Origin of the sequence: Pseudomonas sp. MWU16-30323, from assembly GCF_020515595.1 — a bacterium.
GTDB lineage: Bacteria > Pseudomonadota > Gammaproteobacteria > Pseudomonadales > Pseudomonadaceae > Aquipseudomonas > Aquipseudomonas yamanorum.
In genome coordinates this window covers 36557-51529 of sequence record NZ_JAIWYM010000011.1, presented here as the reverse complement: position 1 = coordinate 51529, position 14973 = coordinate 36557, and the positions used below count along the sequence as shown (strand labels likewise).

Genomic DNA, 14973 nt, shown 5'->3' with positions numbered 1-14973 from the left:
CTTGCCCGCGATGGCGGAGTGTCAGCACCGGATACGTAAACTGACACTCCGCCATCGCAGGCAAGCCAGCTCCCACAGGTCCCGTCGCTGTTTTTAAAGCATGCGTTCCAGCCCGACGGATGTGGCAAACCAGGCATTGAACCGGCGCCACCAACTGCCCGGCTCGCGGGTCAGGGTGTGCAGTTGGCCGTTGTCTTCGGTCACCCACACCACCTTGCCGTCCCGCAGTTTCGCCTGATAACTCAAAGGCGGCGCCATACCTTCCAGGGCCAGGTTGCGCACGTGCTCCGCCAGCTCGGGACTGTCCACCAGCACCCCGACTTCGGTGTTCCACAACACCGAACGCGGGTCGAAGTTGAATGAGCCGATAAAGGACTTCTCCCGGTCAAAGATGATCGCCTTGCTGTGCAGGCTGGAATCCGAGCCGTGGAAGGTGCCTTTGCGGAACAGATGAGGGCCGCTGCCGCCGCCGTCTCCCGGCTGGCGGCGCAATTCGTACAGCTTTACCCCGTGCTCCAGCAGCGCCTTGCGGTAGGGCGCATAGCCACCGTGCACGGCGGGCACGTCGGTGGCTTCCAGGGAGTTGGTCAGCAGGCTCACCGAGACGCCGGCGTCCGCACGACCGGTCAGGTACACCAACCCGGGCTGCCCGGGCACGAAGTAAGCCGAAATCATCATCAGCTCATGGCTGACACCTTCCAGCTCGGGCGCCAGTTGGGTCGTCAGCAGCAGCCGTGGATCCGGGTCGGCCTTGGCCAGCACCTTGCTCGGCGCATCCCACAGTGCCTGGTTCCAGGCCCAGATCAGTTCGCGGCGCCAGATGTCCATGCGCGGTTGGGTCTTGTAAGTGCGCAGGCGGTTGTACAGGGCATGGTTTTGCTGGCGTGATTGCGCGAGGGATTCCTCCAGGCTTACGCGGGCGCTGGCCAGGTCGCCTTTGGAGGCGCTGCTGACGAAATCGCCGATGGGCTTGCTCAACGCACTGTTCCAGTACTGATCGAAACTGTGGCCCAGTTGTTCGGCCACCGGGCCCACGCTGAGCATGTCGATATCGGTGAAATTGAGGTTGGGCTCGGCGTCGAAATACTCATCCCCCAGGTTGCGCCCGCCGACGATGGCCACGCTGTTGTCCGCCAGCCACAGCTTGTTGTGCATGCGCCGGTGTTGCAGCGACAGGTCGAACAGCCGCGCCATGGCCCGGGTCACACCGGTGCTGCGGCCCAGGTGCAGCGGGTTGAACAGGCGAATCTGGATCTGCGGGTGGGCGGCGAGGGTGGCGATGATCTGGTCCAGGCCGTCGCTGGTGGTGTCGTCCAGCAGGATGCGCACGCGCACGCCACGGTCGGCGGCCTTGAGCAGTTCATCCACCAGCATCCGCGTACTGATGCCGTCGTGGACGATGTAGTACTGCAAGTCGAGGCTGGTCTGGGCGTTGCGGATCAGTTCGGCGCGGGCCATGAAGGCCTCGCTGCTGTTGGGCAGCAGGCGGAAACCGGAGCGGCCTTTGTACGGCGCGGCCTGGGCCTGGATCGAGCGGCCGAAGGACGACTCGCTGGCCGGCAGCGCCTCGCTGGGCGTGCGCGGCTGGTCGATGGTTGCGCAGCCCCCCAGGGCCAGGATGCCCAGCAGGAAAAACGGTAATAGCCGTTGGGTCATCAATGACATGGGTTCCGAGTCAAGGCGATTGTCGGCATATGACGGCTATTTCCCGCAAAAGGTCAGTCCACGGCTTCGGCCAGTAACCTGATGGCAGCTGCGCCGACCTTGCGCACGGCCTCTTCAATCTGCGGCGTCGGTTTGGCAGCGTAGTTCATGCGCAGGCAATTCCGGTACTTGCCGGAGGCGGAAAAGATACTTCCCACGGCAATCTGTACACCTTCATCCACCAGCAGCCGGTTGAGCTTCAGGGTGTCGAAGCCTTCCGGCAGCTCCACCCACAGCATGAAACTGCCCTGTGGACGACTGGCTCGGGTGCCCGCCGGGAAATAGCGGCTGACCCAATCGAGCATCAGGTCGCGATTACGCTGGTATTGCGTGCGCATCCGGCGCAAATGCGGTTCGAAATGCCCACTTTTCAGAAACTCGGCAATCGCGATCTGCGGCTGGGTCGCGGTGGAGCCGGTGCTGATGTATTTCATGTGCAGCACACGCTCCAGATAGCGCCCGGGCGCTACCCAGCCAATCCGCAGGCCGGGCGCCAGGGTTTTCGAGAACGAGCTGCACAGTACGACGCGGCCATCTTCGTCGAAGGATTTGATGGTGCGTGGGCGCGGGTAGCTGTAGGCCAGTTCGCCATACACATCGTCTTCGATGATCGCCACGTCAAAGCGCTGGGCCAGGGTCAGCAGTGCGCGTTTACGCGACTCCGGCATGATGTAGCCCAGTGGGTTGTTGCAGTTGGGGGTCAGCTGTATGACCTTGATCGGCCACTGTTCCAGCGCCAGTTCCAGCGCATCCAGGCTGATACCCGTGAGTGGATCGGTGGGGATTTCCAGGGCTTTCATGCCCAGGCCTTTAAGGGTCTGCATGGCGCCATGGAAGCTTGGCGAGTCGACGGCAACGATGTCGCCCGGCTCGCAGATGGCGTGGATGCTCGCGGACAGCGCTTCGTGGCAACCTGTGGTGATCACCAGATCCTGGGGCGTCAGTTGGCAACCTGAATCGAGCATCAGGCGTGCGATCTGTTCGCGCAGCTCCAGGTTGCCGTGGATGGTGTCGTAATACAGCCCTGGCATGTCCTGGCGGCGGCTGATCCGGGCCAGGCTGCGCAACAGGGGTTTCATGGTCGGCGACAGTACATCCGGCATACCTCGACCCAACTGTATGGTGTCTTTGCGTGGCACTGCGCGGATCAGTTCCAGCACCTGGTCCCACTGGGAAATCTCCACCGGGCGCTGGGCCGGGCGGCCGACGGCGGGCAGTGCGGGCAAGTCGCGGCCCACGGGTACGAAGTAGCCGGACTTGGGTTTTGGCATCGCCAGGCCGTTGTCTTCCAGCATCCGGTAGGCCTGCTGGACGGTGCTCAGGCTCACTCCGTGCTCCACACTCAAGGCCCGCACTGACGGCAATCGATCGCCCGGGCGATAGAAGCCCTGCTCAATGCGCGTGCCCAGCAGTTCGGCGAGGTTGACGTATAGGGTCATGGCGATGCTTCCCGGTTACCAGTACAGATAGGCTGAAAATACAGGATTCAGCCGCCAATAGGCAGTATCTGTATGGATTTAATACTGGGTGGTTGAATCTGTCATGGTTCCGCGCGCCGGCTCATCCTACGTACTCATGGCAATACGTAGATGAGGGGCAGGAAAAATGAGCGGGTTGAGCGATGTGCGGTTGGCGTTACACGGTCAGGAACTGGAAGCCGGGCAGGAGCGGCGCATGGCGGCGCGGACCACGGCCCCCGCACTCAGTTCGTGGGCGTTGTTCTGGCACCGTATGCAGACGCGCAAGACCTTGCTGGAGCTGACCCCTGAGCAACTGCGAGACGTGGGCCTGAGTGTCGATCAGGCGCGCCATGAAGGATTGAAACCCTTCTGGCGCGGTTGATTCAGACCAGTTCCTTCAATCGGTGCCAGAGCATTCCCAGCGCCAGCAGCGGCGAGCGCAGATGCTTGCCGCCCGGGAAGGTGATGTGCGGCACCTTCGCAAACAGATCGAACCGCCCGCTTTGCTGGCCGCTGATGGCTTCGCCCAGCAGTTTGCCCGCCAGGTGGGTGGCATTGAGGCCGTGGCCAGCATACGCCTGGGCGAAATACACATTGGGTTGGTCGGCCAGCCGGCCAATCTGCGGCAGGCGGTTGGCGCCGATGCCAATCATGCCGCCCCACTGGTAATCGATTTTCACGCTGGCCAGTTGTGGGAATACCTGCAGCATTTTCGGACGCATGTAGGCGCCGATGTCCTTCGGATCCCGTCCGGAATAATGGCAGGCACCCCCGAACAACAAGCGTCGGTCGGCGGACAGCCGGAAGTAGTCCACCGTCACCCGCTGGTCGCACACCGCCATGTTTTGCGGCAGCAACTCGGCTGCCTGGGCTTCGTTCAACGGCTCGGTGGCGATGATGTAGCTGCCGGCGGGCAGCACCTTGCCGCTCAGGTGCGGGTTGAGGCCGTTCAAATAAGCGTTGCAGCCCAGCACCAGGGTCTTGGCGCGTACATTGCCCTGGGCGGTGTGAACATTGACCTCCGGGCCGTAATCGATGCGCACCGCTTCGGAATGCTCGAACAGCTGGACGCCCAACTGTTGTGCAGCCGCTGCTTCACCGAGGGCCAGGTTCAGCGGGTGCAGGTGGCCGGAGCCCATGTCGACCATGCCGCCCACATAGCGGTTGGAGCCGATCACGCCGGGCATCTCGCTAGCTTGCAGCAGGCGTACTTCATGGCGATAACCGAGGCTTCGCAGTTCTTCGGCGTCGGCGGCCAAGTGCTCGAGGTCGCGGGGCTTGTTGGCCAGGTCGCAGTAGCCCCAGGTCAGGTCGCAGGCAATCTGCGAACGTTCGACCCGTTGGCGTACGATTTCCACGGCTTCCAGGCCCATCAGTTTCATCTGGCGCACACCCTCGCTGCCGATGACGTTGGTGAACTGATCCAGGCCGTGGCCGACGCCGCGAATCAGCTGCCCGCCATTGCGCCCGCTGGCGCCCCAGGCGATCTTGCGGGCTTCCAGCAGGACCACGCTGAAACCCCGCTCGGCCAGTTCCAGGGCAGTGTTAAGCCCCGAAAAACCGCCGCCGACCACGCACACATCGGCCACGATTTCCCCTGTCAGCACCGGATAATCAGGCTGCGGGAAACTGCTGGCGGCGTAGTAGGAATTGGCGTGCCGGGCGCTGGCGGTCATGGGGAGCATCCCTGTTTGGAAAATTTGACGCAGGATACAGCGGTCGGGCGAAGCTGTCTCACCGGGGGCTTTTAGGGCAGAATCCACGCCTATTCGCCGTTCGGTCCCTGTGTCGATGAGTTGCAACAGTCAGAAAGTCAACGCGCTGCGCCGGCAGATTCCCTCATTCGAGTGCGTCCCGGGTTGCCACGACTGCTGTGGGCCGGTGACCACGTCCACCGAGGAAATGTCGCGCCTGCCGCGCAAGACCGCTGCCGAGCAGGAAGCGGCGATGGACGAGCTCAACTGCGTGCACCTTGGCCCCAATGGCTGCACCGTGTACGACGAACGCCCGCTGATTTGCCGCCTGTTCGGCACCACGCCAACCTTGCCGTGCCCCAACAACCGCCGCCCGGTGGAATTGATCCATCCGCGGGTGGAAAAGCAGATTCACGCGTACATGGCGTCGACGCGTCAGGTATTGGTCTAGCGGATGTCCCCGCTCCCACATTGGCCTGTGGTGCTGTCTTAATCCGGGATCGGCAGGTTCAGGCTCTCTTTCACCTCTTCCATCACGATGTAGCTCTTGGACTCCCTTACGTGGGGCAGCTTGAGCAGGATATCGCCGAGCAATTTGCGGTACGACGCCATCTCCGAGATGCGCGCCTTCACCAGGTAGTCGAAATCCCCCGACACCAGGTGGCACTCCAGCACGTGGGGCAGTTTCAGCACGGCACGTCGGAACTCTTCAAAGGTGTCGCCGGACTTGTAGTCGAGGCTGATCTCGACAAACACCAGCAGGCTGCCCTTCAAGTGCTGCGGATTAAGCCGGGCGTTGTAGCCCATGATGATCCCTTCGCGCTCCAGGCGCCGGACCCGCTCGGTGCATGGCGTGGTCGACAGGCCGACCTTTTCCCCCAGCTCGGTAAACGAAATTCGCCCGTCTGCCTGCAGGATGCGCAGGATGTTGCGGTCGATCTTGTCCAGCTCCCGCTTGGTTTGAGTGTTGGTCCGCATAGGGGATGCTCCTCCGTGAAAAGGGTTTTTGCCGAGAATTGTCGCCAAATATAGGCAGTTATATAGTGAAATGCACTGGTGATTGCTTTTTATACTGCCCACATCTTTGTGCTGAACAACAAACGTCAGCGGTCAAGCCGTGATGAGGGAATAAAAATGCGCGTTCTGGTCTTGGGTAGCGGTGTCATTGGCGTGGCCAGTGCCTACTATTTGGCACGAGCTGGTTTTGAAGTGGTCGTGGTCGACCGTCAGCCGGCTGTGGCCATGGAGACCAGTTTCGCCAACGCCGGGCAGATCTCTCCGGGCTACGCTTCGCCATGGGCCGCGCCGGGTGTGCCGCTCAAGGCCATCAAGTGGCTGCTGGAGCGCCATGCGCCCCTGGCGATCAAGGCCACCGCCGACATCGACCAATACCTGTGGATGGCGCAGATGCTGCGCAACTGCACCGCCAGCCGTTATGCGGTGAACAAGGAGCGCATGGTGCGCTTGTCCGAGTACAGCCGCGACTGCATCGATGAACTGCGCGCCGAGACCGGCATTGCCTACGAAGGCCGCACCCTGGGGACTACCCAGCTGTTCCGTACCCAGGCCCAACTGGATGGTGCCGCCAAGGACATCGCCGTGTTGAAAGAGTCTGGCGTGCCTTACGAGCTGCTGGACCGCGCCGGCATTGCCCGCGTCGAGCCGGCCCTGGCCAGCGTGACCGATATCCTTGCCGGTGCCCTGCGCCTGCCGAACGACCAGACCGGCGACTGCCAGATGTTTACCACCCGCCTTGCCGACATGTGCAAGCAACTGGGTGTCGAATTCCGCTTCGAGCAAGATATCCAGCGCCTGGACTACGCCGGTGACCGGATCAACGGCGTGTGGATCGACGGCAAGCTGGAAACCGCTGACCGCTACGTGCTGGCCCTCGGCAGCTACTCGCCGAAACTGCTCAAGCCACTGGGGATCAAGGCGCCGGTGTACCCGCTCAAGGGCTACTCGATGACCGTGCCGATCACCAACGCGGCGATGGCCCCGACTTCGACCATTCTCGACGAGACCTACAAGGTCGCGATCACCCGTTTCGACAACCGTATCCGCGTCGGTGGCATGGCTGAAATAGCCGGTTTTGACCTGTCGCTGAACCCGCGCCGGCGGGAAACCCTGGAGATGATCGTCAACGACCTTTATCCTCAGGGCGGCGATTTGAGCCAGGCCAGTTTCTGGACCGGCCTGCGCCCGACCACGCCAGACGGCACGCCGATTGTCGGTGCCACCCCGTTCAAAAACCTGTTCCTGAACACTGGTCACGGCACCCTCGGTTGGACCATGGCTTGTGGCTCTGGTCGTTTACTGGCCGATTTGATGGCGAAAAAAAACCCGCAAATCAGTGCCGAAGGCCTCGATATTTCCCGTTATGGCAACCACCAGGAGTCCGCAAAACATGTCAATCCAGCGCCAGTTCACCAATGAGCGCATGAGCCAGATCGTTGTTCACAGCGGTACCGTGTATCTGGCAGGGCAGGTCGGCGACGACATGAGTGCCGGGATTGAACAGCAGACCCGCGAAACCCTCGTCAACATCGAGCGTTTGCTGGACCTGGCCGGTACCGACAAGACCAAGCTGCTGTCGGTGACCATCTACCTGAAAGACATCGACGCCGATTTCGCCGGGATGAACGCGGTATGGGACAAGTGGCTGCCAAAAGGCGTCGCGCCGGCCCGTGCCACGGTTGAAGCGAAACTCTGCGAACCGGAAATCCTGGTGGAGCTGTCGGTTGTGGCCGCTCTGCCGTAAGCAAAAAATCCTCTCCCGGTGCCTGCGTTGTCAGCGGGTACCGGTTTTTTCTTCCCACCGCCGCCTAGAAGCCTGCCGCCATGCGTCCTGCCCGTGCCCTGATCGACCTCCAAGCCCTGCGCCATAACTACCAACTGGCCCGTGAAGTCACGGGTGGGGCCAAGGCCCTCGCCGTGATCAAGGCCGATGCCTACGGCCACGGTGCCGTGCGCGTTGCCCAGGCGCTGGAAGCCGAGGCGGACGGGTTTGCCGTGGCCTGCATCGAGGAAGCGCTGGAACTGCGGGCCGCCGGGATTCGCGGGCCAGTGCTGTTGCTGGAAGGCTTTTTCGAAGCCGACGAGCTGCCGCTGATCATCGAGCATGATTTCTGGTGCGTGGTGCATTCGCTGTGGCAACTCGACGCGATCGAACAGGCGCAGCTCAGCAAGCCGCTGACCGTCTGGCTCAAGCTTGATTCGGGCATGCACCGTGTCGGCTTGCACCCCAAGGATTATCACGACGCTTACCAGCGCCTGCTGGCCAGCGGCAAGGTCGCGAAGATCGTGCTGATGAGCCACTTCGCCCGTGCCGACGAGCTCGACAGCACCAGCAGCGAAGAGCAAGTCGCGGTGTTTGAAGCGGCGCGCCAGGGTTTGTCGGCCCAGGTCAGCCTGCGCAATTCGCCGTCGGTGCTGGGCTGGCCGAACGTGTCCAGTGACTGGGTACGCCCGGGCATCATGCTCTACGGCGCCACGCCGTTTGGCGAAGACCAAGCCATCGCCGCACGCTTGCAGCCGGTGATGACCCTCGAATCGAAAGTCATCTGCGTACGTGAACTGCCGGCCGGCGAGCCGGTGGGCTACGGCGCCAAGTTCATCACCCCGAAACCGATGCGCGTCGGCGTGGTTGCCATGGGGTATGCCGACGGCTACCCGCGCCACGCGCCCACCGGCACCCCGGTGCTGGTGGCCGGCCAGCGCAGCCAGTTGCTGGGCCGGGTGTCGATGGACATGCTGTGTATCGACCTGACTGACGTGCCCCAGGCCGGGCTCGGCTCCACCGTCGAGTTGTGGGGCAAAAACATCCTCGCCAGTGACGTTGCCACCGCCGCCGACACCATTCCCTACCAGATCTTCTGCAACCTGCGGCGGGTGCCACGCCTCTATTCCGGCGCTTGAGCGGCACCCACGAATGGCAGATCCCGGGATTTAGGCCAAAGTGTTGTAAATACTGAACGCTGTCGCCATGATAACGCTCAATTACAACAACGCCTGAATCCTAGGAGGCTCCTGCATTGGACGTCGGCGAACGACTGCAATCCATCCGTAAACTGAAAGGTCTTTCCCAGCGTGAGCTAGCCAAGCGCGCGGGCGTCACCAACAGCACCATTTCGATGATCGAAAAAAACAGTGTCAGCCCCTCCATCAGCTCTTTGCGCAAGGTGCTGGGCGGCATTCCCATGTCGATGGTGGAGTTCTTTTCCGAGGAGATCCTCCAGGAAAAACCGACCCAGATCGTCTATAAAGCCAATGAGCTGATCGATATCTCCGACGGCGCCGTCACCATGAAACTGGTGGGCCGCGCGCATCCGAGCCGGGCGATTGCGTTCCTCAACGAGATCTACCCGCCAGGTGCTGATACCGGCGAAGAGATGCTCACCCACGAGGGTGAGGAAACCGGGATCCTGGTGGAAGGCCGCCTGGAGTTGGTGGTCGGTCTTGAAACTTTTGTGCTCGAAGCCGGCGATAGCTACTACTTTGAAAGCACCAAGCCGCACCGTTTTCGTAATCCGTTCGAAGTGCCGGCGCGACTAATCAGCGCAGCCACACCCGCGAACTTTTAACAAAAGAGGCGTCCTGCCTATGTCGCAGAGACGCCCGTAGCAGCATTCCGGCCTGCTGAATCTCCCTTTGGTTAATAGGGTTGTTTCGGCGGGGCGGGCTAACCGTTATACTTTCGCCGCCTGCGAAACCGTGGCCGCAGGCGTGAATAGCCACCATTGAGGGTGAACGCGTGAACCTAATTATGAAAATGCTGGCTGCACCAGCAACCGTACTGGCCCTATGGGCTGTCAGCGCTCAAGCTGCGACCAATGATGAAATTGCCAAACGCCTGGAGCCTGTCGGCCAGGTGTGTGTCCAGGGGCAAGAGTGCAAGGGGATGGAAGTGGCAGTGGCTGCGGGCGGCGGCGGTGGCGCGAAATCGCCGGATGACGTGATCGCCAAGCACTGCAACGCTTGCCACGGTACCGGTCTGTTGGGCGCACCGAAAATTGGTGACACCGCCGCCTGGAAAGACCGCGCGGACCACCAGGGTGGCCTCGACGGCCTGCTGGCCAAGGCCATCACCGGCCTGAACGCCATGCCACCCAAAGGCACCTGCGCCGACTGCTCGGATGCCGAGCTTAAAGGCGCGATCGAGAAGATGTCGGGTCTTAAATAAACCGATCTTCGCCAAAAAAGCCGCTGACCAGCGGCTTTTTTGTGCCCGCGATTTGCCTTTTTAGGCTGTTCTTTGCAGCAAAGACCCGGCAAGCTCGGTCAAACCCCAATTCATGGAATGTTCGGGAGAAGTCGGATGGTGCAGTTGTGTTCAATCGAGCAAGCGGTCGACGACGTACTGGCACGGCTGCCGGCGCATATTCACATGGGCATGCCCCTGGGCCTGGGCAAACCCAACCTGTTCGTCAACGCGCTGTACCGGCGTATCGCCAAGCTGCCGGATCGGGCGCTGACCATTTACACCGCTTTGGTCCTGGGTCGTCCCACTTTGGGCGATGGTTTGCAGAAGCGCTTCCTCGAACCCTTTATCGAACGGGTTTTTGGCGACTACCCCGAGCTGGATTTCCTCGCCGCCCTGCACAAGGACAATCTGCCAGCCAACATTCACGTGCAGCAGTTCTTCATGCAGCCCGGCAGTTTGTTGCACAGCGCCTCGGCCCAGCAGGATTATGTCAGCAGCAACTACAGCCACGCCGCCCGTGATATCAACGCCGCCGGCCTGAACCTCGTTGCGCAACTGGTGGCCAGCAGCGCCGAACACCCGGATCGCCTGAGCCTGAGCTGCAACCCCGACATCACCCTCGACCTGTTGCCGATGATCGCCAAGCGCCGCGAAGCCGGTGAAACCATCCTGGTGGTGGGCCAGGTTCACAGCGATTTGCCCTACATGCCCGGCGACGCCGAACTGGGCATGGATGAATTCGACTTCCTGATCGACGAGAAGGACAGCACCACGCTGTTCTCCACGCCCAACATGCCCGTGGGTTTCCAGGATCACTTTATCGGTTTGCACGCCAGCACCCTGGTGCGCGACGGCGGCACCTTGCAGATCGGCATCGGCTCCATGGGCGACGCACTGACTGCCGCCTTGCTGGCGCGTCAGGCGGACAACGAGGCGTATCGCCAGTTGCTCACCGACCTGGATGTGTACCAATGGGCGCCGCTGATCAGCCACGAAGGCGGCGTCGCGCCCTTCGCCCGTGGCCTGTACGGTTGCAGCGAAATGTTCGTCAACGGCCTGCTGGTGCTGGCCGACGCCGGGATTGTGCGGCGCAAGGTGTACCCGGACGTCGCGACCCAGCAGCGGGCCAACGCCGGCACCCTGGACGAAGCGGCACAGACCGACGGCATCTCGGTGCATGGCGGCTTCTTCCTCGGCCCGCAAAGCTTCTACGAGCGGCTGCGGGATTTGCCCCAGAACAAGCGTCTGGAATTCAACATGACCCGTATCAGCTACATCAACGAGCTTTACGGGCAGGAAGAACTCAAGCGTTTGCAGCGCCTGGATGCGCGGTTTATCAACAGTGCATTTACGGTGACGCTGCTGGGCGCGGGCGTGGCCGACCAGTTGGAAGACGGCCGGGTGCTCAGCGGCGTCGGCGGCCAATACAACTTTGTCGCCCAGGGCCATGCGCTGGAAGGCGCGCGCTCGATCCTGATCCTGCGCAGCTGGCGCGAATCGGGGGGCGAGGTCAGTTCCAATATCGTCTGGGAATACGGCCACTGCACGATTCCCCGGCACCTGCGGGACATCGTCATCACCGAATACGGGATCGCGGATTTGCGTGGGCAGACCGATGCCAAGGTAATCGAGGCGCTGCTGAATATCACCGACTCACGATTCCAGGAAGACTTGATCGAACAGGCGCAGAAGGCCGGGAAGCTGCCGAAGGATTTCCAGCTGGATCCGCGTTTTGCCGAGAACACGCCGGAGCGTTTGCAGGGGATTCAGGCGCGACATCCACGGTTGTTCCCGGAGTATCCGTTGGGCTGTGATTTCACCGACGAAGAGCGGGATTTGCTGAGGGCGTTGAACTGGCTCAAGAGCAAATTCAAGCTGACGGAGATTCTGGAGCTGGGCAAGGCGGCGCTGGATGCACCGGAGCCGGAGGCGTTTCCCGGGCATTTGGTGCGGATGGGGTTGGATAAGCCGGAGGGGTTGAAAGAGGACCTGTACCAGCGGCTGCTGCTCGCCGGTCTACAGGCCACCGCACACTAACAAACACCACCAATCAAATGTGGGAGCTGGCTTGCCTGCGATGAGGGCCTGACAGTCGACATCTCTGTCGCCTGACACTCCGCTATCGCAGGCAAGCCAGCTCCCACATTTTGAATTGTGTTCACTCGGGATTTGCAGGGCTGCAAATTACTCGATAAAGGTCACAACCCCACCCGCCAACGACTGCACCCGCGCCAGCGACTCAACCCGATAACCCTGGGCATCCAGCTCCGCCCGGCCACCCTGGAACGACTTCTCGATCACAATCCCCAAACCTGCAACGGTCGCGCCGGCCTGTTTGATGATCGAGATCAGCGCCTGGGACGCCTTACCGTTGGCCAGGAAGTCATCGATGATCAGCACGCGGTCGCTGCTGGTCAGGTGGCGCGGGGAAATCGCCACGGTGCTTTCGGTTTTCTTGGTGAAGGAATACACCGTCGCCGACAGCAGGTTTTCGGTCAGGGTCAGGGACTGTTGCTTGCGCGCGAAAATCACCGGCACGCCGAGGTTCAGGCCGGTCATGATCGCCGGCGCAATGCCCGAGGCTTCGATGGTGACGATCTTGGTGATCCCCGAATCCTTGAACAACGCAGCGAATTCGTCACCGATCAGTTTCATCAGCGCCGGGTCGATCTGGTGGTTCAGAAAGGCGTCGACCTTGAGTACCTGATCGGAAAGCACGATGCCTTCTTCGCGAATTTTCTTGTGCAGTGCTTCCACGAAAGCTTCCTCTGTTGGCGCAACACGCGCCGAAAGTAGATTAAAAAGTAGTCGATTCTAGCGCTTTAACATCGCGCGTATATCCGCCAGGGCGGTATTGCCGCGAACGGCTTTGACTTCGGTCGGTGTGTCGTCGTTGCCTTCCCACGCCAGGTCATCCGGCGGCAGTTCGTCGAGGAACCGGCTGGGGGCACAATCGATGATCTCGCCGTACTGCTTGCGCTTGGCGGCAAAGGTGAAGGCCAATGTCTGACGCGCGCGGGTAATGCCCACGTAGGCCAGGCGCCGTTCTTCTTCGATGGTGTCGGCTTCGATGCTGGAGCGGTGCGGGAGGATTTCCTCTTCCATGCCCATGATGAACACGTAGGGGAATTCCAGGCCCTTGGACGCATGCAAGGTCATCATCTGCACGCCTTCGGCGCCGTCTTCCTCTTCCTGCTGGCGTTCAAGCATGTCCCGCAGGACCAGCTTGCCGATGGCGTCCTCGACGGTCATCTCGCCTTCTTCGTCCTTCTCGAGGGTGTTTTTCAACGCCTCGATCAGGAACCACACGTTGCCCATGCGGTAATCGGCGGCCTTGTCGCTGGAGCTGTTGGTGCGCAGCCAGTTCTCGTAGTCGATGTCCATGACCATGCTGCGCAGGGCGCTGATCGGGTCTTCGCCGGCGCACTGCTCGCGCACCTTGTCCATGAAGCGCTTAAAGCGCGCCAGGCGATCGGTGAAGCGGGTGTCCAGGTGTTCGCCCAGGCCGATTTCGTCGGTGGCGGCGTACATCGAGATCTTGCGTTCGGTGGCGTAGTTGCCGAGCTTTTCCAGGGTGGTCGAACCGATTTCCCGGCGTGGGACGTTGATCACCCGCAGGAAGGCGTTGTCGTCGTCCGGGTTCACGATCAGCCGGAAGTAGGCCATCAGGTCCTTCACTTCCTGGCGTCCGAAAAAGCTGTTGCCGCCCGACAGACGATAAGGAATCTGGTGGTGCTGCAGCTTGAGCTCGATCAGCTTGGCCTGGTAGTTGCCGCGGTACAGGATCGCGAAATCGCTATAGGGCCGGTCGGTACGCAGGTGCAGCGTGAGCAGTTCGACGGCCACGCGCTCGGCTTCGGCGTCTTCGTTGCGGCAGCGGATCACGCGGATCTCGTCGCCGTGGCCCATCTCGCTCCACAGTTGTTTTTCAAACTCGTGGGGGTTGTTGGAGATCAGCACGTTGGCGCAACGCAGGATACGGCTGGTGGAGCGGTAGTTCTGCTCCAGCATCACCACTTTCAGGGACGGATAGTCGTCCTTGAGCAGCATCAGGTTTTCCGGGCGGGCGCCGCGCCACGCGTAGATCGACTGGTCGTCGTCGCCCACCACGGTGAACTGGTTGCGCTTGCCGATCAGCAGCTTCACCAGCAGGTATTGGCTGGCGTTGGTGTCCTGGTATTCGTCCACCAGCAGGTAGCGGACTTTGTTCTGCCACTTTTCGAGGATGTCGGCGTGTTCCTGGAACAGCTTCACCGGCAGCAGGATCAGGTCGTCGAAGTCCACCGCGTTGAACGCCTTGAGCGTGCGCTGGTAGTGGGTGTAGACGATGGCGGCTGTCTGTTCCTTGGGGTTGCGCGCGTTTTCCAGGGCTTCGGCGGGCAGGATCAGGTCGTTTTTCCACGAGCCGATCATGTTCTTGATCTCGTCGACGCCGTCGTCGCCCGCGTATTCCTTTTGCATGATGTCGGTCATCAGCGCCTTGACGTCAGTCTCGTCAAAGATCGAGAAGCCCGGCTTGTAGCCCAACCGCACATGCTCCTTGCGGATGATGTTCAGCCCCAGGTTGTGGAAGGTACACACGGTGAGGCCACGGCCTTCGCCACCCTTGAGCAGGGTGCCGACGCGCTCTTTCATTTCCCGCGCCGCCTTGTTGGTAAAGGTCATGGCGACGATGTACTGGGCGCGGATGCCGCAGCTCTGGATCAGGTGCGCGATCTTGCGGGTGATCACGCTGGTCTTGCCGGAACCGGCACCGGCGAGCACCAATAGAGGGCCGCCGACGTAGTTCACGGCTTCTTGCTGCCGGGGATTGAGTCGGGACATACAGAATTCAGGGAGTCATTGATCAAAAGGGCGGGCATTTTAACAGGCTGGCAAGATTCTGCTGCCTCTGAACGACAGTGTGACGTAC

14 protein-coding genes are annotated in these 14973 nt (G+C 61.4%); 8 read left to right on the top strand and 6 right to left on the bottom strand.

Annotated features, from left to right (window positions below; translation table 11 throughout):
- Positions 1–93: 93 nt before the first annotated feature.
- Positions 94–1656, bottom strand: a complete 1563-nt coding sequence (locus LIY45_RS15110) for a phospholipase D family protein (RefSeq protein ID WP_226476864.1) — start codon at positions 1654–1656, stop codon at positions 94–96.
- 62 nt (positions 1657–1718) lie between these two features.
- A complete protein-coding gene (locus tag LIY45_RS15105) occupies positions 1719–3143 on the bottom strand; it encodes a PLP-dependent aminotransferase family protein (protein ID WP_226476796.1) in 1425 nt (474 codons plus the stop codon).
- 166 nt (positions 3144–3309) lie between these two features.
- On the opposite strand from LIY45_RS15105, the gene LIY45_RS15100 reads away from it, so the two are divergent.
- Entirely contained in the window at positions 3310–3546 is a 237-nt protein-coding gene (locus LIY45_RS15100; protein WP_017476694.1) for a DUF1127 domain-containing protein, read from the top strand.
- A 1-nt stretch (position 3547) separates the two neighbouring features.
- Here the strand turns inward: LIY45_RS15100 and LIY45_RS15095 are convergent, their stop codons facing one another.
- Positions 3548–4840, bottom strand: coding sequence for an FAD-binding oxidoreductase (locus tag LIY45_RS15095; RefSeq protein WP_226476795.1), 1293 nt, complete (start codon positions 4838–4840; stop codon positions 3548–3550).
- 115 nt (positions 4841–4955) lie between these two features.
- Here LIY45_RS15095 and LIY45_RS15090 point away from each other — a divergent pair, with 115 nt between their 5' ends.
- A complete protein-coding gene (locus LIY45_RS15090; protein ID WP_226476794.1) occupies positions 4956–5309 on the top strand; it encodes a YkgJ family cysteine cluster protein in 354 nt (117 codons plus the stop codon).
- A gap of 38 nt (positions 5310–5347) precedes the next feature.
- Here the strand turns inward: LIY45_RS15090 and LIY45_RS15085 are convergent, their stop codons facing one another.
- Positions 5348–5836, bottom strand: coding sequence for an Lrp/AsnC ligand binding domain-containing protein (locus tag LIY45_RS15085; protein WP_003206849.1), 489 nt, complete (start codon positions 5834–5836; stop codon positions 5348–5350).
- Between the two features lie 156 nt (positions 5837–5992).
- Between LIY45_RS15085 and dadA the strand changes: the two genes are divergently transcribed.
- The 6 genes from dadA to LIY45_RS15055 all read left to right on the top strand — a co-directional run bounded on the left by dadA (position 5993) and on the right by LIY45_RS15055 (position 12098).
- On the top strand, positions 5993–7294 hold the full coding sequence (gene dadA, locus LIY45_RS15080; RefSeq protein ID WP_226476793.1) for a D-amino acid dehydrogenase: 1302 nt from the start codon (positions 5993–5995) through the stop codon (positions 7292–7294).
- Positions 7266–7619, top strand: a complete 354-nt coding sequence (locus tag LIY45_RS15075; protein WP_226476792.1) for a RidA family protein — start codon at positions 7266–7268, stop codon at positions 7617–7619. The genes dadA and LIY45_RS15075 overlap by 29 nt, the downstream gene beginning before the upstream one ends.
- An 80-nt stretch (positions 7620–7699) precedes the next feature.
- Complete coding sequence (alr, locus tag LIY45_RS15070; protein ID WP_063033858.1) at positions 7700–8776, top strand: alanine racemase; 1077 nt, start codon at positions 7700–7702, stop codon at positions 8774–8776.
- Positions 8777–8892: 116 nt separating this feature from the next.
- Positions 8893–9441 carry a cupin domain-containing protein gene (locus tag LIY45_RS15065; protein ID WP_003208755.1) on the top strand — a complete coding sequence of 183 codons (549 nt, stop codon included), beginning with the start codon at positions 8893–8895 and terminating at the stop codon, positions 9439–9441.
- A gap of 182 nt (positions 9442–9623) precedes the next feature.
- Positions 9624–10040: a c-type cytochrome gene (locus LIY45_RS15060; protein ID WP_003208757.1), complete on the top strand. Its 417-nt coding sequence runs from the start codon at positions 9624–9626 to the stop codon at positions 10038–10040.
- 135 nt (positions 10041–10175) lie between these two features.
- Entirely contained in the window at positions 10176–12098 is a 1923-nt protein-coding gene (locus LIY45_RS15055) for an acetyl-CoA hydrolase/transferase C-terminal domain-containing protein (protein ID WP_226476791.1), read from the top strand.
- 147 nt (positions 12099–12245) lie between these two features.
- Here LIY45_RS15055 and LIY45_RS15050 read toward each other — a convergent pair whose 3' ends face one another.
- Both LIY45_RS15050 and rep read right to left on the bottom strand, forming a co-directional pair.
- Entirely contained in the window at positions 12246–12818 is a 573-nt protein-coding gene (locus tag LIY45_RS15050; RefSeq protein WP_008439415.1) for a xanthine phosphoribosyltransferase, read from the bottom strand.
- Between the two features lie 57 nt (positions 12819–12875).
- The gene (rep, locus tag LIY45_RS15045; RefSeq protein ID WP_017476688.1) at positions 12876–14885 is read right to left on the bottom strand and encodes a DNA helicase Rep; all 2010 of its coding nucleotides are present in this window, start codon (positions 14883–14885) and stop codon (positions 12876–12878) included.
- Between the last annotated feature and the right edge of the window lie 88 nt (positions 14886–14973).